We start from the raw sequence: 18,576 nt of genomic DNA, 5'->3' as shown, positions 1-18,576 counted from the left end.
CCAGGTGCCAGTCGCCGTTGACGTTGCGGCATCGCTTATCAACCGCTGGCGCAGTAGTTGTTGTACGGCCGGCTTTCATAACGATGGAGGCAGTATGTCGTCGATTCATGGGCATGCCCGCGTTCTGTGGGCAGCATTGCTTGCTGTTGTGGCGGTATGGCTGGGGCCAGAGGCGCATGCAATGTGTACGCTGGGCGCCGGCGCTTTCGTTGCGCAGGACGTGCAGATGGATATGGGGCAAGTGGTGATCATGCCCACTGTGCCAGTGGGTAGCGTTATCAAAGAGCTGGTGGTGACAATCAACCAGCGTGATCGTGTTGCGCAATGCTCCGGCTCTGGCAGCGCGATTGGGCGTTATGTCAACGCGGCCCAGCAGGCGCCCGCTGCGGGATTTCCCAATGTGTATGCGACCGATGTGGCGGGTGTAGGTATCCGTGTCTACCGCGACTCTGGAAGTATCCAGACGTTCTATCCGCATGATCTGCCGTTGAACGGCAGCAGCGCCGTAACCTTGACTGGTGGCACCTTCCGGGTTGAGTTGATCAAGACTGCGGCGGTAACGGGCTCCGGCCTGATTGCACCCAATGGGAGATTCACCACGTATTACCTCAATGGCGATGGGCCGCTCAAACCGGTGCTGGTATCCACTTTCAAGGGTTCGGGTACCACGGTCGTCAACCCCACCTGTTCGGTGCAAGCGGGCAGCCGCAACATCGTGGTCGAATTTGGCGCGGTGCCCGCCAGCAGCTTCACCGGGGTTGGCTCGCGTGCGACAAGCCGCGACTTCGATATTGCGCTGGATTGCCAAGGCAGCAATCTTGCCCAGTATCAGAACCGGATAGGCGTGCGCCTGGATGCCACCCAGGATGGTTCCAACCTGCCGGGTGTGCTGCCGTTGTCGGCGATTGCCAATGCTGCTGGTGGGGTCGGGATCGAACTGGTACAGCGGGTTGGTAGCAGTGAAAAGCCGGTGCAGTTCTCCAAGAACATTGAACTCGGCACAAGTGTGGCCGGGCTGAGCACGATGCACTTGCTGTTGCGCGCGCGTTACATACAAACCCGCGCCGGCAGAGTAACGCCAGGCAAGGCCAACGGTGCGGCGACGTTCACCATTCAATACAACTAGCCATGCTGTGGGGACGCCCGGCGGCGGTTGTGGCCGGGCGTCCTGGGGAGAGTGCGGCCCAGTGCCTACGCGGCCGTGGCGGAACCTGTCTGCCCCGTTCTAGAATGCTGCCTTGCCATCAAGAGGGCAGTGCATGGGGATGCACGCGGATACCAGTTGTATCAATTGTGGTCGCGCAGCCGGCGGTCCCGATCAGAAGTACTGCCCGAACTGTGGTCAGCCTACCCCGGTGCATCGCATCGATTGGCATTTCCTTGGCCATGAGCTGGAGCACAGCGTGCTGCACATGGACCGCGGCATCCTGTATTCGCTCAAGCAACTGATGGGCCGGCCGGGTCACCTGTTGCGTGATTACATCCAAGGGCGGCGCGGCAACCAGGTCAAGCCACTGCTGCTGATCACGATGATGACGGCGGTGGTGCTGCTGTTGAATCGTTTGGTTACCGGCAACAGCATCTTGGATAGCGGTGCACCCGATGTAATGTTTGCCGGCCAGGCGTTGCCGGCGGAGGTGCTGCGGTTCATGGCCGCATCGCGCACGGTTGCTGCCTGGATCGAGTCACACTTCGCGGCGTTCACGCTGATGTTGTTGCCTATCGAAGCGCTGGCGTTCCGCTTGGTCTTCAGTCGTTACAGCAAACTGAATTATCCCGAGTGGCTGGTGATAACCACGTTGCTCACGGTGCAGGCCTTTGTCATCTGGTCGGTGCTGGTATTGCTGCACCGCTGGGTGCCGAATACCCAGATGCTGGCTGGCATGCTGGGCATGCTCTACAGCGTGGTTTCGCTGGTGCAGTTCTTCCAGCACCGGCCGACATGGTCGACCGTGTGGCGCAGCCTGTTGGCGCTGGCGTTGTTTTCGGTGGTCAGCGCGATGCTGGTGTTCGCTGTCACCATCACGGTGATGGCGCTTGGTTGACCCGCCAACGCTGGCGCTTCAATCACTCCAACGCATAGCGCAGCACGAACAGCCCGGCCACCAGCCACACGGCCGGGTGGACTTCGCGCCAGCGGCCGGTGCCGGCCTTGAGCGCTGCGTAAGCGATGAAGCCGAAGGCCAGGCCATTGGCGATGGAGTAGGTGAACGGCATTGCCAGCGCACACAGCGCTGCGGGTACCGACTCGGTCAGGTCATCCCACTTCACTTCCACCAGTTCGCGCAGCATCAGCCCAGCGACGAACAGCAGGGCGGGTGCGGTGGCATAGGACGGCACCATCGCCGCCAGTGGCGAAAACAGCAACGCGGCCAGGAACAGCGCGGCGACCACCAGTGCAGTGAGCCCGGTGCGGCCGCCTACCTGCACGCCGGAGGCGCTTTCGGCAAAGGCGGTGGTGGAGCTGGTGCCCAGCAGCGAGCCAGCGACGATGGCGCTGCTGTCAGCGAGCAGGGCGCGGCTGAAGCGCTTCTTACCGTCTTCCAGTTTCAACAGGCCGGCGCGGCCGAGTACGCCGTAAAGCGTGCCGGTCGCATCGAACACTTCCACCAGCACGAATACCAGCACGACCTGCAGCAACACCGCCAGTGGCGCACCGCCGTCGTGGTGCAGCAGGCCGGGCAGATCCAGCTGCAGGAAGGTCGGCGCCAGGCTGGGCGGCAGCGAGACGATGCCTTGGTATTGCACCGAACCGATGGCCCAGCCCACGCCGGTGACGGCCAGGATGCCGATCAGGATGGCGCCACGTATCTTGCGTGCCTCGAGGACGGCGATCAGCAGGAAGCCGGCCAGGGCGAGCAGGGGCGGGGCGGTGTTGAGCGGCCCCAAGGTCAGCATGGTGTCCTGGTTGGCGACGATCACGTTCGACTTCTGCAGCGCGATGATGGCCAGGAACAAGCCGATGCCCGCGACAATCGCCGAACGCAGCGAGGCGGGAATGCCCGCCACCAGCCAGGCGCGGATGCCGGTCAGTGACAACACCCAGAACACGATGCCTGAAATGAAGACCGCCGCCAGCGCCTGCTGCCACGGCAGGCCAGCCGCACCGACCACAGTAAAGGCGAAGAACGCATTCAAGCCCATGCCCGGCGCCATGCCGACCGGGTAGTTGGCGGCCAGCGCCATCACCGCCGAACCAATCGCCGCCGCCAGGCAGGTCGCCACGAACACCGCGCCCGGATCCATGCCGGTGGTGCCGAGGATTTCCGGGTTGACGAAGACGATGTAGGACATCGTCAGGAAGGTGGTGATGCCGGCCAGCACTTCGGTGCGGACGCTGGTGCCGTGTTGTTGCAGCTTGAAGATGCGGTCGAGCAGGGACATGGGGGAATTCCGTGGATTGCAGGCTGTTCCTCTCGCTGTGTGGAGAGGGGGCCGGAGGCGGGAGCAGGACTCTGCGCTTGCCTGTGATGCGTGATGGAGCAGGGCTTTGCGATCCCTTCTCCCGCCCGCGGGAGAAGGTGCCCCGGAGGGGCGGATGAGGGGAGCTTCACCCGCTCTTCGGCGCTTCCAGCTTTTTTAACCAAAGCAAGCGATGCAGGTTTCCCGCGCAGAGCTTGCCCTCACCCCAACCCCTCTCCCGCAGGCGGGAGAGGGGCTTCAAAGCGAAGGGCGTGCTGTCCTGCGCCGTCGCCAAAAGCAGACGGCCGCGTTGAGCGGCCGTCTGTCGGGTATTACTTCAGTGCCTTGAAACGCAGGCGCTTGGGACCGGCGTCATCGCCGAGGCGACGCTTCTTGTCGTCCTCGTATTCGCGGTAGTTGCCCTGGAAGAACTCCACGTGCGAGTCGCCTTCGAAGGCGATGATGTGCGTGGCGATGCGATCCAGGAACCAACGGTCATGCGAAATGACGAAGGTGTTGCCCGGGAACTCCAGCAACGCATCTTCCAATGCACGCAGGGTTTCGATGTCCAGATCGTTGGACGGTTCATCGAGCAGCAGCACGTTGCCACCCTGCAGCAGGGTCTTGGCCATGTGCAGGCGGCCACGCTCACCACCGGACAGCGAGCCAACCATCTTCTGCTGGTCCTGGCCCTTGAAGTTGAAGCGGCCGATGTAGGCACGCGACTGGATCTCGACACCGTTGATGTTGAGGATGTCCAGGCCGCCAGCAATTTCCTGGAATACGTTGTGGTTGCCCACCAGCGCGTCGCGGCTCTGGTCCACGTAGGACAGCTGCACGGTCGGGCCGGTCACGATCTCGCCGGAGTCCGGCTTCTCAAGACCGGTGATCATCTTGAACAGGGTCGACTTACCGGCACCGTTCGGGCCGATGATGCCGACGATGGCACCCGGCGGGATGATCATCGACAGGTTGTCGATCAACAGGCGGTCGCCGAACTTCTTGGAGACGTTCTTGAACTCCATCACCGAGTTGCCAAGGCGCTCACCCGGTGGGATGAACAGCTCGTTGGTCTCGTTGCGGCGCTGGTAATCAACGCTCTGCAGTTCGTCCAGGCGGGCCAGACGCGCCTTGCCCTTGGTGCGGCCACCCTTGGCATTCTGGCGCGACCATTCCAGTTCCTTCTGGATCGCCTTCTGGCGAGCCTTTTCCTGGTTGTCTTCCTGCTTCAGGCGCTCGTCCTTCTGCTCCAACCACTGGGTGTAGTTGCCCTTCCACGGAATACCGCGACCGCGGTCAAGTTCCAGGATCCACTCGGCGGCGTTGTCCAGGAAGTAGCGATCATGGGTAACGGCGACCACGGTGCCGGTATAGCGGTGCAGGAACTGCTCCAGCCATTCGACGGACTCGGCGTCCAGGTGGTTGGTTGGTTCGTCGAGCAGCAGCATGTCCGGCTTCTGCAGCAGCAGGCGGCACAGTGCAACGCGGCGCTTTTCACCACCGGACAGGTTGCCGATCACGGCCTCCCACGGCGGCAGGCGCAGTGCATCGGCAGCGATGTCCAGCTGCTGTTCCACGGTGTGTGCGTCACCGGCGGCCAGAATGGCCTCCAGGCGCTCCTGTTCCTTGGCCAGCGCGTCGAAATCGGCGCCTTCTTCAGCGTAGGCGGCGTACACGGCTTCCAGCGCGGCCTGTGCCTGCAGCACGTCGCCCACGCCTTCTTCCACGGCCTGGCGCACGGTGTGCTCCGGGTTCAATTCCGGCTCCTGGGCCAGGTAGCCGACCTTGATGCCGGCCTGCGGGCGGGCTTCGCCCTCGAAATCGGTGTCCACGCCGGCCATGATCTTCAGCACGGTGGACTTGCCGGAGCCGTTCAGGCCCAGCAGGCCGATCTTGGCACCGGGGAAGAACGACAGCGAGATGTCCTTGATGATCTGCCGCTTGGGCGGGACCACCTTGCTGACGCGGTTCATGGTGTAGATGTATTGCGAGGACATGACGTCTCCGTAGCGCACGCCTGCGCCCGGTCCGGTAGCGGACTGGGCCCAAGACAAAAGGGAATCATCCATTATAACAGGGACCCCGCCATGCCCGGCTGACCGCCAGCTGCCCTTGCCGGTTTATGAATGGGAAAGGCCGTAACCGTTTCCAGCCGGAATTCGTTCAGGCGAAGTGAGCATGATGGGAACTGTCCACCAACCCAGTGAGGGCCACCCATGAAGATGAACCGCTTAGCTGTCGCAGCGATGACCACCCTGCTGGCATTTGGTGCCACCGCCCCGGCCTTTGCGGCAGGTGACCGCGATGACCACGACCGTGGCCGCCATGGCTGGGATGACCGTGGCCGTGGCCATGACCGCGGCAGGGGGCACGGGCATGACCGCCACGACCGCCGTGATGACCGCCGCCATTACAGCAACGGCTACCGCGAGGGCTACCGCGACGCCCGCTACAACGACCGCCGCTATTACGCCCCGCCGCCGCGCGTGGTCTATCGCCCCTATGGTTTCGAGCGTGGTCACCGCTACAGCAACTACTACGGCGGCCCGGTCTACGTGGTCAACGACTACGACCGTTACCACGTGCGTCGTCCGCCACACGGCCACCGCTGGATCCGCGATGACCGCGGCAACATGCTGATGGTGGCCATCGCCACCGGCATCATTGCCGATGTCGTGTTCAACCGTTGAGCAGTAGCCGGCGGTAGCTGAAAAGAAAAGGCGCATCTTCGGATGCGCCTTTTCGGTTTCAGAGGCCCGGGATCACTCCGGTTGCAGACTCACGCAGCCCATTCCCCTTGCCTGTGTGCAACTGCCCTCCGGCAACAGGATGCTGGTGCCACTGGAGGAGGCGGCAGGCAGCAACGGTGGCAGGAGGTTGGGTAGCGACACCGGCGCTGCATCATTGCGGCTGGCAACCACGGCGCGGGCCATTTCAGCGGCGGTATCCGCCGATACCCCTACCACCTGCAGGCTGCCGTCCTGGTAGCTGATGTCGTAGTTGCCCAGGCGGGCGCCCTGCGCATCACCGGCGAGGATGGCGTACATGCCGGGCTGCGCGTTGGCGTTGTTGCCGGCGCTGGACAGCGAAACACTGTCGATGCTGTCGCCGTTGAGCAGCCCGTTGCTGCGGAAATCATCCAGGGCCAGCACCTGGCCGATGCGCTTGCTGGTGTTGTTGGCGGTGATGACCAACCCGGCCTTGCCGATCGACAGGTTGCCATCGACATAGCGGATGTCGTAATTGGACAGGCCGGTACCAACGGCATTGCTGGCGGTGATGCTGTAGTTGCCGACGTTGGCCGTCGCTACGCTGCCGTTGCTGCTCAGGTCCAGGCCGGAAATGCTGTCGTTGTTGAGCAGTCCAGTGCCGCTGAAGCCATTGAAGCCACCGCTCTGGCCATAAGTCTTGCCGCCATTGCCTGCGGTGATGGTCAGGCCGGCCTTGCCGATCGACAGGCTGCCGTCGACGTAACGGATGTCGTAATTGGACAGGCCGGTACCAACGGCATTGCTGGCGCTGATCGCGTAGTTGCCGACATTGGCGGTGGCTGCGTTGCCAAGGCTGGCCAGGTCCACACCGGTGAGAGTATCGAAGTTGACCAGGCCAAAAGCGTTGAAGCCGTTGAAGCCACCAATCTGACCGTAAATCTTGCCGCCGTTGTTGGCAGTGATGGTCAGCGACCTCGGGTCCACCTGCAGCGAGCCTTGCGCGAATGCAAGCGCATAGCCGCTGGAACCGGCATCCAGCGAGCCTGCGCTGATGTCGATGTTGTACGGTGCTGCGGAGACACCTGCCATTGCTGCTGCGCCCGTTGAACTCAGCAGCGGCGCGCCGGAAAGCAGATTGCTCACCGAATCAGCCAGGTATGCCCCGCTGACTCCAGCCATGGCGCCTTCAACGGTGAACGCACTTCGCAGGTCGAGATCGTCGCCATAGATCTTGCGCAGGTTGTTGGCGCGGATGGTCAGTGTCGGCTGCCAGGCAAACACATAGCGGTTGCCGCTGTTGGTCGGGGCGGTGAACGCGGGTGTATTCCACAACGCGGTATTGGCGCTGTCGAGTGCGCCGAAGACATGGCCCAGGGAGGGTGAAAGAAGGTTGACGTGCCAGCGGCCGTTCGGTGCAACGGAGATCGCATTACTCCCGATACGGTTGTCGAAGATGCCAGCCGTGGCGAGGTCGACATTGCCGGCGTTGATCAGTCCGCCCAGGCGCAGGCCTGCGTCGGCGCTTACGCGCAGATCACCGGTGGTGGTGATGGTTCCCAGGTGCAGTGCATCGGCGCTGGCAATACGAGCGCTGCCCGCATCGATGTCCAGGCGACCACCAAAGTGGTTTCCTGATTGCTCCAGGTTGATGGCGCCGCCTGCATGTAGTTGGCTGTTGCCATCGATCAGCACAGCTGCGTTTTGCCGGATGTCGCCCGTGGTGGCGCGCAGGTTCAGCGAGCCGCGTGCACGCACGTCCGCCAGTTGCAGGCCGCCGGCGCTGACGAGGGTGATGTCGTTGCCATCGATCGCGATGCTGCCGAGGAAACGGTTGCCGCTGTCGGTCAGCGCGATGTCGCCGTCGGCATCGAAGCGGCTGTTGCGGACCACGTCCAGCGCGCCGGTCTGGGTGATGGTGCTGCTGCTGTCCACCGTCAGGTCACGACTGAGGGTGCCGCCCCGCAGCTGCACGCCGTTGCCGGCAAGGCTTGCATCGCGGGCCAGCAGTTGGGCGATGTCCAGCGCGCCTGTGCTGGTCAGCGTCACGTCGCGGCCAATGGCACGCAGGCCGCTGCCGAACTGGTTGCCGGTGTTGCCCAGCACGATGTCATTGCTGGCGCTGAGTGTGCTGTTGGCGCCGAACGCCAGCGTGCCGCTGCCCTGGCTGATGTTGCCGGTGCGCGTGGTAGCGGTGAGTACGCCGCTGATGTTGGCGTTGTTGAACAGCAGCGCATCGGCGTCGAGGCTGGCGTTGCCGAGGACAGTGGCGTTGGCCAGCGACAACGAGCCGTTGCCGTAGGCCGTCAGCTGGGTGAGGTTGACGCTGTCCAGTGCCAGCGACGATTGCGCGCGGAGAGTGGCCTGGTTGCCCTGCAGCGCCACCTTGCCACCGAAGCTGTTGGCGGCATTGTCGAGCACCAGATTGCCACCGTTGCCAGCACTGAAGACGGCATCGCCGCCCACCGTCAGCGTGCCGCCCTGGGCGAACCCGGAGCCGCTGCCGATATCGAGCTTGCCGCGGGTCTGCAGTGCCCGTGTTGCAACGCTGGTACCGCGCAGGGTCAGATCGTTCAGTCGTGCCGCGCTGTTGGTGCCGGCGTCGCCCTGCAGGTCCAACGCGCCAGCGGCACGCAGGCTCAGCGAGCTCTCGCCATCGGCCGTACCGTTGATCGCACCGCCTATACGCACATCGCCGGCGCTGCTGGCAATGTTGTAGTCGCGCGTCGACAACAGCGACAGGCCGCCCAATGCGATCGTGCCGCTGCTGCTGATGTCGCCGCCAAGACGCGTAGTGGACACTCCGCTCGTGTCGAGGCTGGCCAGTGCAGTGCTGCCCCCGAGGGTGCTGTTGAATATCACATCTAGTGCACGCTCGATGGTGAATGCATGGGCGCCATCGATGCTGCCATTGAAGAAGATCTGGCCGACATCGCTGGCCAGGCGGGTATCGCCCAGCAGCGTGACCGCGCCGTCGTAGCGCTGCAGGCCCAGCGTGCGGACCGCAGTGGGCAGGTGCAGGCGGGCGGCGGTGGCCTGCAGGCTGGTCGCGGTAATGCTGGAGAACGCCAGCAGATCGTTGGCCTGGATCTGTACCTCCTTTCCGCTTACCGACACGCTGCCGCCAAAGCGGTTGGCGTTGCCGTTCAAGGTGATCGCATCGCCGGCGATCAGGGTGGTGATGCCCTCCACGTCCAGCGTGGTGTTGGCCGCCTGGCTGAGTGACCCACCGAGTTCGAGCCGCAGCGCATTACCGAGTCGTACGTTGCCCAGCTGCAGATCCTGTGCATTCACTGTGGCATTCACGCCATCCAGGGAGACGACGCCGCCAAAGCGGTTGCCTGGGTTGGTGAGTTGGATGTCGCCGATGGAACCAAAGGTGGCGGTGCCCCCGACAAGGTAAGCGCCGCCCTGGATCAGCGGGAGCGCAGTGACGATGCGCAGCGCACCCTTGCTGGTGATGCCCAAGCCGCTGAAGAGCAGCGTATCGATGTCGATGTTGCGTGCAGCGATGCTTCCCCTGAGCAGGAGGGTGCTTTGCGCTTTCAGCCCCAGGTCGTAGCCATCGGGGTTGCTTGGGGAAGTGCCGCTGCTGATGCCGCCGCTGCTGATGGCGCCGCCACTGCTGTGCAGGCGCGCGTTGCCGGTCAGGTGCACCGACCCGTCGAGCCCGATGTTGCCGCTGCTGCTGATGTCATTGCCCAGTTCAATCACGCCGGCGTTGGCCTGCAGCGACTTCAGTGCCGAGGTCGCGCCCAGCGGCCCGCCGAGCGCGATCCCTGTGAACGCAGACAGGGTCAGCGCGCGGTTGGCCCCGTTGCTGTCGACGGCACCATTGAGGCTGACTTTGCCATTGGTGCTGGTCACGCCGATGTCGGCATCCAGCCGCAGCGGACCGCTGAAGACGATGTCGTTGGCTGCGCTCACGTTGCCGGCCAGCAAGGTGCCGCCTCCGGCAGCGACATTGAGTGCCTGCAGCGGTGTGATCGAGCCGATCGCCCCTGCGAATGTGGTGGCCTGCGAGGTAATAACGTTGAGCTGATAGGCACCATCGACGCTGCCGGCGAAATGGCTGTTGGCGGCGGTCACGCTGCTGTTAGCGACCAGCCTCAGCGGCGCGCGATACAACTGGTCACCCGTGGTCAGCAGGGTGCCGGCAAGGGTGATGGCGGCGCCGTTCGCATCCAGGCTGCGGGCATCGATGCCCCCCAGTGCCAGGGTCCCGCTGGTATCGAGCACGATGTCGTTGCCCATCGCGAAGAGCAGGCCGCCAAAGCGGTTGCCGGTATTGCCGAGGGTGATGTCCCTGCGCACGCCGGCGTCGGCCGCGGTCACACGGGTGCTGCCGGTGACCTGCAGCGCGCCGTTGTTGGACAGCGCGCTGCGGGTGACCAGGGTCAGGTCTCCGCCGACGGTGCCGGCGATTGCGCCGATGCGGTTGTCCACGCCGCCGAGACCGGCCGTGCCCTGCACGTCCAGCTTCACGGCGCCCTGCAGGGCGCCGCTGCTGCCTTGGCTGACAGTGCCAGCGGTCAGCTCGATCATGTCCGCGTCCACCGTGCCGCTCACGTTCACGTTGCCGGTGTTGGCCGTCAACCGCGCCCCGTTAGCAGAGATGCTGCCACCGGCAATATCGATGCTGGAGCCCGCGATGTCGGCCGTGGCGGCAGTGATCGTTGCGCTGCTCAGCACGGGCGCGTTGCTGCGGATGGTCAGTACGCCATCGCCGGCGTCGATGGCATTGGCAGTGATGGTGCCGCTGGTATTGATGCCGTGGCTGGCCAGTCCCGGACTGACCATCGCGTTCATGCCGATGCTGCGGGCGGTCAAGGTGCCGGTATCGTTGATGCCGATGGCAGCGGCCGTGCTGGCGGCGGTGGTGGCAAACGACAACCGCAGGTAGCCCGTCGATGAGGCCTGGGGGGTGACCAGGACACCGCCGGCCGCAACCAGATCGATGCTGCCGTTGGGGGCGCTGATCACTCCGTTGTTGCTGACCGCGCCACCGACCAGGCTGATGCCACCGTTGGTGGCGAGGAGGGTCGCGTTGCTGTTGCTGATCATCGCACCGGTACCGCCTCCAGCCAGCTGGAACATCGGTGGCAGCGGGCCGCCATCAACGGGCAGTGACGGCGTGCCGACATTCAACGTGCTCGCCAGCAGGCCGCCAACGTTGACGCTGGCACCGCTGGTGAAAGCGATGCCCGACGGATTGAGCAGGAATACCTGGCCGTTGGACCTCATCTGGCCGGCAATGATGCTGGCCGTGCCACCGGTGATCTGGTTGATCGATACCGCCTGTGAGCTGGGCAGGTTGAAGTTGACCTGGTTACCCGCGCCGATGTTGAAGTTCTGCCACTGGATCAGCGCGCTCTGCGTGCTCTGGCTGACGTTCAGCACGTTGCCGCTGGAGTTGATCGATGCGCTGCCGGCGATGATCTGGCCGTTCTGCGGCAGCGACTGCGCGGCGGCCTGCAAGCAGGTAGCCAGCAGCAGTGCGCCTGCCAGCGGTGCCAGCCGCACGGTGCGCTGTGAGGTGGCCAAGCTGCTGCGGCCGCGGCCCGCGCTGGCACCGATTTCCGAGGCTACCTGCATCAGGCCCAGGGCGTGGTTGTACACAAGGCGATAAATGCGATTCATGGTTGGATTCCTCAGAAAGTGCTGCTGATGCGCGCCCAGTACTGGGTGCTGCGTTGGTCACTGCCGCTGTAGCTGCCGGTGGGCTTGGCCGCGCTCATGTCCAGACGCAGCTCCGGCTTCCATGGCAGCCGCAGGCCAAGGCCTACACCGGCGCCTTCCAGGGTGATCGGCAGCACTCCCAGGCGGCGGTTGTCCGGCGCCGGCGAAGTGCGGCCCCAGTCGTAGAACAGATTCATATCGACCAGGTCGCCCCAACGCCGGCCATCGAAGGGCGAGGGCGTGTCGGCGAAGCCCGGTGCGCTGACCTGGTATTCGAACGTGGCCTGCACGCCGCGGTCACCCAGTGCATTGGACAGCGGATAGGCGCGCACGCTGGTAGGCCCGCCAACGCTGAACTGCTCCAGCGGGGTCAGTGCATCTTCGGTGAACTGCGCGCTGCCGCGCAGCAGCAGGCGCTGGTTGCCGGGCAAGGCCTGCAATCGCGCCACGCTCGTACGCGCTACCCAGAAGTACGGTGCGTGCGCGGTGTACAACCAGTTGAACGGCGAGGATTCGTCGTTGACCGACTTGCGCAGCGATACCTGTGCCAGGTTCATGCCGCGCCAGCGGCGGTCGGTGTGACGCAGGCTGATGCCGGCATCGAGTACATCGAAGCTGTGCCGCGACAGCAGCATGCCCAGCCCTTCCAGTTCGGATTCCTCGTGGATCCAGCGTGCCGATGCCTGCACCTGCAGGTCGTTGCGCTGGATGAACTTCCAGTCACCTCCGGCGTAGAACAGGGTGGTCGGGCCGGTCAGGCGCATCGCCGCGAACGGCCCGCTGTTGATCTCCATCTCGCTGCGGCTGATGCCGGCAATCGCGCTCAGGCCATCTACCTGCGCAGACGGCACGCTCAGCGACAGCGCCGCTTGCCAGCTGTCGGCGGGGTCCAGCCCGTAACCGAGGCTGGCGGCAAGCACATCGCCTGCACCAAGCGCGTTGAACGCACTCACCGCGACTTCGGCGCGGTACTTGCCGGTGCTGTCGGTGCCGTAATTGTTCAACCCGGCGGTGATCTCGTAGGGATGGGCGCTGTCCTTGGCGACCAGCACGATGTCGGTCTCGCCTTCGTTCTGACCGGGTTGCAGCACCGAGGTGACCGACACGCCGGGCAGGTCGCGGGCGTAGAGCAGGGCGCGTTCCAGCTCGGCCTGGCGCAGCGGTCGGCCAATCAAGCCCAGGCTGCTGGCATTGAGCTGGTCGTCGCGGTAGCGCTGGCTGCCCTGCACCAGCACCCGGCCGACCCGGCCTTCGATGACCTTCAGGGTCAGGGTCTGGCTGTCGCCGATCTGCTGCGGCGGGATATAGGCCACCGACACCAGGAAGCCGGCATCCCGGTAGGCCTGGGTGATGCGGGCGGTGATCTGCTCGATCTGCGGGAAGCTCAGTGCCGCCGGCAGGGTCGGACTGATGTCATGCAGGGCCTGGTTGGCAACGGCCTCGATCGAGGCGTGGCTGATGCTGCTGGCCGGGTGTTCGCCAACCCCTTCCACGCTGACTCTTGCGACCTGCACGGTGGCGACGGCCGCTGCAGCGGGTTCGGCGGCTGTAGCGGATGCTGCCTGGGCCAGGACCAGCGCCAGCGCGCAGGCGAGCAGGGCGGCGCTTGCGCGCAGGGAATAGGCGGGACGATGGCAGGTGTGGCGGCCAGGGCGGTGCATCAGCTGGGTATTCCTTACAGTTCAACGGGAGGGCTGGCGGCTGGAAAAGCAGCTAGCTCACTCTGTTAACCGTAAGAACCGCAGCGGGACGATCACGGAAATCAGGTAACCGATTTAATGTGTGACTCACGTCACATGTTGATCCGTGCTGGACGCTGCTCGTTCATAGCGATGAACAGACGGTCTTGTGGCTGGAACGGCTACAATCGGAAGCTCCCTCGCCCCCGTACCAGGAGCTGTGATGTTCCCGCGTGAAGCCCGTATCGAGTCCTACGATCCCGAGTTGGCCAAGGCCATTGCCGATGAGTGCCAGCGTCAGGAAGACCATGTCGAGCTGATTGCCAGCGAGAACTACGCCAGCCCGATGGTGATGGAGGCGCAGGGCAGCCAGCTGACCAACAAGTACGCCGAGGGTTACCCGGGCAAGCGCTACTACGGTGGCTGCGAGTACGTGGACATCGCTGAGAAGCTGGCCCTGGATCGCCTCAAGCAGCTGTTCGGCGCCGATTACGCCAACGTGCAGCCGCACAGCGGCTCGCAGGCCAACCAGGCCGTGTACTTCGCGCTGTTGCAGCCGGGCGACACCATCCTGGGCATGAGCCTGGCCCACGGCGGTCACCTGACCCACGGCGCCAAGGTCAATGCTTCGGGCAAGATCTTCAACGCCATCCAGTACGGCGTGGACGAGGCCGGCCTGATCGACTATGACGAAGTCGAGCGCCTGGCGCTGGAGCACAAGCCGAAGATGGTGGTGGCTGGTTTCTCCGCCTATTCGCAGATTGTCGACTGGGCGCGCTTCCGCGCCATCGCCGACAAGGTCGGTGCCTACCTGTTCGTGGACATGGCGCACGTCGCCGGTCTGGTCGCTGCTGGCGTGTACCCAAGCCCGATCGATCACGCCCACGTGGTGACCTCGACCACCCACAAGACCCTGCGTGGTCCGCGTGGCGGCATCATCATCGCCAAGGGCGCTGGCGAAGAGATCGAGAAGAAGCTGCAGTCGATCGTGTTCCCGGGCATCCAGGGCGGTCCGCTGATGCACGTCATCGCCGCCAAGGCCGTGGCCTTCAAAGAAGCGCTGGAGCCGGAATTCAAGGCCTACCAGCAGCAGGTGGTGAAGAACGCGCAGGCAATGGCGACCACGCTGATCGCACGCGGTTACAAGATCGTCTCCGGCGGCACCCAGAACCATCTGATGCTGGTGGACATGATTGGCAAGGATGTGTCCGGCAAGGACGCGGAAGCCGCACTCGGCAAGGCCCACATCACCGTCAACAAGAACTCGGTGCCGAACGACCCGCGTTCGCCGTTCGTGACCTCGGGCCTGCGCCTGGGCACCCCGGCCATCACCACCCGCGGTTACCAGGAAGCCGATTGCGTGGCGCTGGCGGGCTGGATTGCCGACGTGCTGGACGCTCCGGCCGACGAAGCCGTCATCGCCCGCGTGCGTGATGCGGTCAGCGAGCAGTGCCGCAAGTACCCGGTTTATGGCTGATCGGTGGCGGGTGCCAGCGTATTGCGGCGCCCGTTCCAGCCTGAGCTGACCGCATTACCCCGGGTTGGGCGCTTGCCCCGGCCCGGGGTTTGTTGTATCTGCGTTACAGGTTTTCCACGTCGCATGCGCGGCGCCTGATGTCCAAGGCTTGAAACATGCATTGCCCGTTCTGCCAGCACACCGATACCCGCGTGATCGACTCACGTGTTTCCGAAGATGGCGCCACCATCCGCCGCCGGCGTGGCTGCGAAGCCTGTGGCGAGCGTTTCAGCACGCTGGAAACCATCGAACTCAAGCTGCCGGTGATCGTCAAAAGTGACGGCGGCCGCGAGGCCTTCGATGCGCGCAAGCTGCGGGTGGGCTTTGACCGCGCGCTGCAGAAGCGGCCGGTATCGGAAGAGCGCATCGAGGCGGCGGTACGCGCCGTGGTGCACCAGCTGCGCATGTGCGGCGAGCGCGAAGTGCCCTCGATCAAGGTCGGCGGCTTCGTGATGGACGAGCTGCGCAAACTCGACCATGTCGGCTATGTACGCTTTGCCTCGGTCTACCGCAGCTTCGAGGATGTGGCGGATTTCCGCGACGAGATCGAAAAGCTGGAGCGTGATCATTCCAATGATGAGGGTCAGCTGCCGCTGCTGGACCGTGCGCGGGTGGAAGAGGCGCGGGCAGGCAAGAACGGCAAGCGCTGACCTGTGCGTTGGCTCGGTATGGAGGCCGAAACGACGATGCGATCAACGGGAAAGCGGTTTTCACGCAATGGACTGTTTGTGGCTGCGTTGTGTCTGACATTGACTGCACAGGCGCAGGCGCAGACGCAGACGCAGGACCAGGAGCAGCAGTTGTCCAAGCTGTTGGATGTGGCTGAGCGCGCCCGGCAGGCTGCGCAGCAGGCCGCCGACGCTGTTTCCACGCTGGATCAAGCTCGGCGCAGGCCACCTTCCTGTGTGGGAGAGACCTGTACGCCAGAGGCGCTGGCAGGGCGCTATCGCATCGTCGAAGAGGGATTTGCAGGCTCGGTTCTGGAGCTGGGCCGCGACGGGAACTATGCGCTGCAGTTGGCCATGTCTCCCTTGCCGCGCAGCTCGAAAGGGCAATGGTCGCTGGAGGACGGCATGTTGTTGCTGCATCCGCGCGATGACCTAGCCGACGCCGTGCAGCTGGTTCCTTATGAAGCAAGGTCGGCCGAGCGCGCGCAGTTGCAGCAGCTGCTTGCCGACTTGAAACAGGCGCATCCGGACCCGGCTGAAAGCAGCGATCACGACGAGCTCGAGGAACTGCAGGCGCAACTTGCAGACACGCACGTAGCGGGCAGGCCGCTATACGTTGATCTGCTCGATCCAATGAGCGGCGTGGCCAGCGACGGCGTGCAGGTTGTGTTGGAGCTGGCCCAGGGCGAGCTGGCCGCTGAAGGCAAGTTGTCTGGGGGAAACGCCTATCGCTTCCCATCACCGGCACCGGGGCAGGTGGTGACTGGCCTGCGCTTGCACTTCCCAGGCATGGATGCGCCCCTGCGCCTGCCTTTGCAACCGCCGCTGCGGCCTGGCTACCAGGTGCTGTTTGACGGTTGCGCGGTAGGTATGTGCGAATCGCCAACGATGGGCTTGCTGTTGGAGCAGGCGGAGGGTGGCGTGCGTTTTGATGCCTTGGGCATTGGCGTGTTCCAGCGTGTGAACGACTAGATTTTTGAATAGGCAGACCACCGAACGTGGCTGCGTGAGTTGAATTCGATGAAGATCATCAATCTGCAGGACCGGCGCGAACTGCTGCCGGCAATCGCCCTTGCCCACGTGCAGGCCTTCGGCACGCTGCTGCCCAACTGGACGCTGGCCCAGGCCGAAGCCGAGCTGCGTGCGCAGCAGCGCGACGGCATTCCCTGTACCTGGCTGGCCGAAGATGACAGCGGCTGGCTGGGCTCGGTCAGCCTGTTGCATGACGATCACGAACAGATACGGGGCTGGTCGCCGTGGTTGGCGTCGCTGTATGTAGATCAAGCCGCGCGTGGCAAAGGCGTCGGCGCAGCGCTGGTAGCGCACTGCGTGGCGCAGGCGGCGGCGCTGGGCGTGCCCTTGCTGTATCTGTACTGCGAAACGCCGATGGTGGCGTGGTACCGCAGCCTGGGTTGGCGTGTGCATGCCGAGCTGCAATTGGGTCCGTTGGCGATCACGGTGATGGCAATGGATACCGGTTCCCCCTGATCTGCCGGGAAATACGGGTGCCGGCGGCGGTGCGCATACACTTGGCGCACTACTACTGCCCAAACCGGCAGCGCATTCGCAATGAGGTTTTACCGATGAGTCAGTTCACCGCCACCGATCACCTGCTGATGGCCCGCGCGCTGCGCCTGGCCGAACGCGCGGCCTGGACCACCCGCCCGAATCCGATGGTGGGCTGCGTCATTGCCCACGGCGATGAAGTGGTGGGCGAGGGCTGGCATCAGCGCGCTGGCGGCCCGCATGCCGAAGTGTTTGCGTTGCGCCAGGCCGGTGAGCACGCGCGCGGTGCTACTGCTTACGTCACTTTGGAACCCTGCGCGCACTACGGCCGCACGCCGCCCTGCGCGCTGGCGCTGATCGATGCTGGTGTGGGCCGGGTGGTGGCGGCGATGGCCGATCCCTTCCCTGACGTGGATGGCGGCGGCTTCGCGCTGCTGCGCCAGGCTGGCATCCACGTCGAGGTGGGTTTGATGGCGGCGCAGGCGCGTGAGCTCAATCATGGGTTTCTATCGCGCATCGAGCGTGCCCGCCCGTTTGTGCGGGTGAAACTGGCCAGCAGCCTGGATGGACGCACGGCAATGGCCAACGGCGAATCCAAGTGGATCACGGGTGAGGCGGCACGTGCCGACGTGCAGCAGTGGCGTGCCCGCGCGGGCGCGATCCTGACCGGCGCGGCAACGGTGTTGGCGGACGATCCGCTGCTGACCGCACGCCCGCAGGCCGGCGAATTTCTACCGCCATTGCGGGTAGTGCTGGACGCACGGCTGCGCACCTTGGACTGCAAACGTGTGCGCGAAGGCGAGGCGGCCACCTTGTATCTGCATGATCCGTCGGTGCCGGTGCCCGCGCTGGAGGATGCCGAATTCGCCGGCGTGGGTGTGCAGGGCGATGGCCGGCTTGATCTGGCCGAGGTGATGGCGATGCTGGCCACGCGCGGGATCAACGAGGTGCATGTCGAAGCGGGGCCAACCCTGTGCGGCGCTTTGCTCAAGGCCGGATTGGTTGACGAACTGTTGCTGTACATGGCGCCCTTGTTGATGGGCGATGGCGCGCGGCCGTTGTTGGCGGGCCTGGGCATTGAGCATATGGCCCAAGCCCTGCCGCTGGAGGTGCATGACGCACGCATGCTCGGCAAAGACCTGCGTCTGCTGCTGCGGCCCTCATTAGGGACGGCGTCGCCCCGCTGAGCGCAGCGCACCCGTAGTGCCGAGCCATGCTCGGCAGGGGCCTTACCGGGAACGCCTTGCCGAGCATGGCTCGGTACTACACGGATGAAGCACCGCAGTGCGGCTGGAAAGCACCGCTCCTGTAAGGGCCACTGTCTGCAGCTGCAGCCGTCAGTGGGAACGGCCAGCGCACCTGTAGTGCCGAGCCATGCTCGGCAGGAGCCGTACCGGGAACGCCTTGCCGAGCATGGC

The 18,576-nt window shown here is 64.5% G+C and carries 12 protein-coding genes; 8 read left to right on the top strand and 4 right to left on the bottom strand.

Annotated features, from left to right (window positions below; genetic code table 11):
* The first annotated feature begins 94 nt into the window (after window positions 1-94).
* Both ABE493_RS10800 and ABE493_RS10795 read left to right on the top strand, forming a co-directional pair.
* Window positions 95-1,126 (top strand): fimbrial protein, encoded by a 1,032-nt coding sequence (locus ABE493_RS10800; protein WP_346498920.1) that lies wholly within the window; start codon window positions 95-97, stop codon window positions 1,124-1,126.
* A gap of 229 nt (window positions 1,127-1,355) precedes the next feature.
* Complete coding sequence (locus tag ABE493_RS10795; protein WP_346498919.1) at window positions 1,356-2,045, top strand: DUF3667 domain-containing protein; 690 nt, start codon at window positions 1,356-1,358, stop codon at window positions 2,043-2,045.
* A 22-nt stretch (window positions 2,046-2,067) separates the two neighbouring features.
* Here ABE493_RS10795 and ABE493_RS10790 read toward each other — a convergent pair whose 3' ends face one another.
* Together ABE493_RS10790 and ettA are read right to left on the bottom strand one after the other, a co-directional pair.
* Window positions 2,068-3,384 carry an NCS2 family permease gene (locus ABE493_RS10790; RefSeq protein WP_346498918.1) on the bottom strand — a complete coding sequence of 439 codons (1,317 nt, stop codon included), beginning with the start codon at window positions 3,382-3,384 and terminating at the stop codon, window positions 2,068-2,070.
* A gap of 350 nt (window positions 3,385-3,734) precedes the next feature.
* Window positions 3,735-5,399 (bottom strand): energy-dependent translational throttle protein EttA, encoded by a 1,665-nt coding sequence (ettA, locus tag ABE493_RS10785; RefSeq protein ID WP_346498917.1) that lies wholly within the window; start codon window positions 5,397-5,399, stop codon window positions 3,735-3,737.
* A 219-nt stretch (window positions 5,400-5,618) separates the two neighbouring features.
* Between ettA and ABE493_RS10780 the strand changes: the two genes are divergently transcribed.
* Entirely contained in the window at window positions 5,619-6,092 is a 474-nt protein-coding gene (locus tag ABE493_RS10780) for an RcnB family protein (RefSeq protein WP_062169343.1), read from the top strand.
* Window positions 6,093-6,164: 72 nt separating this feature from the next.
* Here the strand turns inward: ABE493_RS10780 and ABE493_RS10775 are convergent, their stop codons facing one another.
* A complete protein-coding gene (locus ABE493_RS10775) occupies window positions 6,165-11,750 on the bottom strand; it encodes an MBG domain-containing protein (protein ID WP_346498916.1) in 5,586 nt (1,861 codons plus the stop codon).
* A gap of 11 nt (window positions 11,751-11,761) precedes the next feature.
* Window positions 11,762-13,450: a ShlB/FhaC/HecB family hemolysin secretion/activation protein gene (locus ABE493_RS10770; protein WP_346498915.1), complete on the bottom strand. Its 1,689-nt coding sequence runs from the start codon at window positions 13,448-13,450 to the stop codon at window positions 11,762-11,764.
* 241 nt (window positions 13,451-13,691) lie between these two features.
* On the opposite strand from ABE493_RS10770, the gene glyA reads away from it, so the two are divergent.
* The 5 genes from glyA (at window position 13,692) to ribD (ending at window position 18,345) form a co-directional block, all read left to right on the top strand.
* The gene (gene glyA / locus ABE493_RS10765) at window positions 13,692-14,945 is read left to right on the top strand and encodes a serine hydroxymethyltransferase (protein ID WP_062169336.1); all 1,254 of its coding nucleotides are present in this window, start codon (window positions 13,692-13,694) and stop codon (window positions 14,943-14,945) included.
* Between the two features lie 155 nt (window positions 14,946-15,100).
* On the top strand, window positions 15,101-15,634 hold the full coding sequence (nrdR, locus tag ABE493_RS10760) for a transcriptional regulator NrdR (protein WP_062169334.1): 534 nt from the start codon (window positions 15,101-15,103) through the stop codon (window positions 15,632-15,634).
* A gap of 78 nt (window positions 15,635-15,712) precedes the next feature.
* Window positions 15,713-16,624 (top strand): hypothetical protein, encoded by a 912-nt coding sequence (locus ABE493_RS10755; protein WP_346498914.1) that lies wholly within the window; start codon window positions 15,713-15,715, stop codon window positions 16,622-16,624.
* A 48-nt stretch (window positions 16,625-16,672) separates the two neighbouring features.
* Window positions 16,673-17,140, top strand: a complete 468-nt coding sequence (locus ABE493_RS10750; protein WP_346498913.1) for a GNAT family N-acetyltransferase — start codon at window positions 16,673-16,675, stop codon at window positions 17,138-17,140.
* Window positions 17,141-17,235: 95 nt separating this feature from the next.
* A complete protein-coding gene (gene ribD, locus ABE493_RS10745) occupies window positions 17,236-18,345 on the top strand; it encodes a bifunctional diaminohydroxyphosphoribosylaminopyrimidine deaminase/5-amino-6-(5-phosphoribosylamino)uracil reductase RibD (RefSeq protein WP_346498912.1) in 1,110 nt (369 codons plus the stop codon).
* The last annotated feature ends 231 nt before the right edge of the window (window positions 18,346-18,576 follow it).

This window comes from Stenotrophomonas terrae, from assembly GCF_039674165.1.
Taxonomy (GTDB): Bacteria; Pseudomonadota; Gammaproteobacteria; order Xanthomonadales; family Xanthomonadaceae; genus Stenotrophomonas; species Stenotrophomonas terrae_A.
The sequence above is the reverse complement of the archived record's forward strand: the minus strand, read 5'-3'. Positions and strand labels throughout refer to the sequence as shown.

Bases quoted from the DNA above. Each gene is read 5' to 3' on its own strand.
- ABE493_RS10800 (WP_346498920.1), top strand. From the start codon at position 95: ATGTCGTCGATTCATGGGCATGCCCGCGTTCTGTGGGCAGCATTGCTT.
- ABE493_RS10790 (WP_346498918.1), bottom strand. From the start codon at position 3,384: ATGTCCCTGCTCGACCGCATCTTCAAGCTGCAACAACACGGCACCAGC.
- ettA (WP_346498917.1), bottom strand. From the start codon at position 5,399: ATGTCCTCGCAATACATCTACACCATGAACCGCGTCAGCAAGGTGGTC.
- ABE493_RS10780 (WP_062169343.1), top strand. From the start codon at position 5,619: ATGAAGATGAACCGCTTAGCTGTCGCAGCGATGACCACCCTGCTGGCA.
- ABE493_RS10775 (WP_346498916.1), bottom strand. From the start codon at position 11,750: ATGAATCGCATTTATCGCCTTGTGTACAACCACGCCCTGGGCCTGATG.
- ABE493_RS10770 (WP_346498915.1), bottom strand. From the start codon at position 13,450: ATGCACCGCCCTGGCCGCCACACCTGCCATCGTCCCGCCTATTCCCTG.
- glyA (WP_062169336.1), top strand. From the start codon at position 13,692: ATGTTCCCGCGTGAAGCCCGTATCGAGTCCTACGATCCCGAGTTGGCC.
- nrdR (WP_062169334.1), top strand. From the start codon at position 15,101: ATGCATTGCCCGTTCTGCCAGCACACCGATACCCGCGTGATCGACTCA.
- ABE493_RS10750 (WP_346498913.1), top strand. From the start codon at position 16,673: ATGAAGATCATCAATCTGCAGGACCGGCGCGAACTGCTGCCGGCAATC.
- ribD (WP_346498912.1), top strand. From the start codon at position 17,236: ATGAGTCAGTTCACCGCCACCGATCACCTGCTGATGGCCCGCGCGCTG.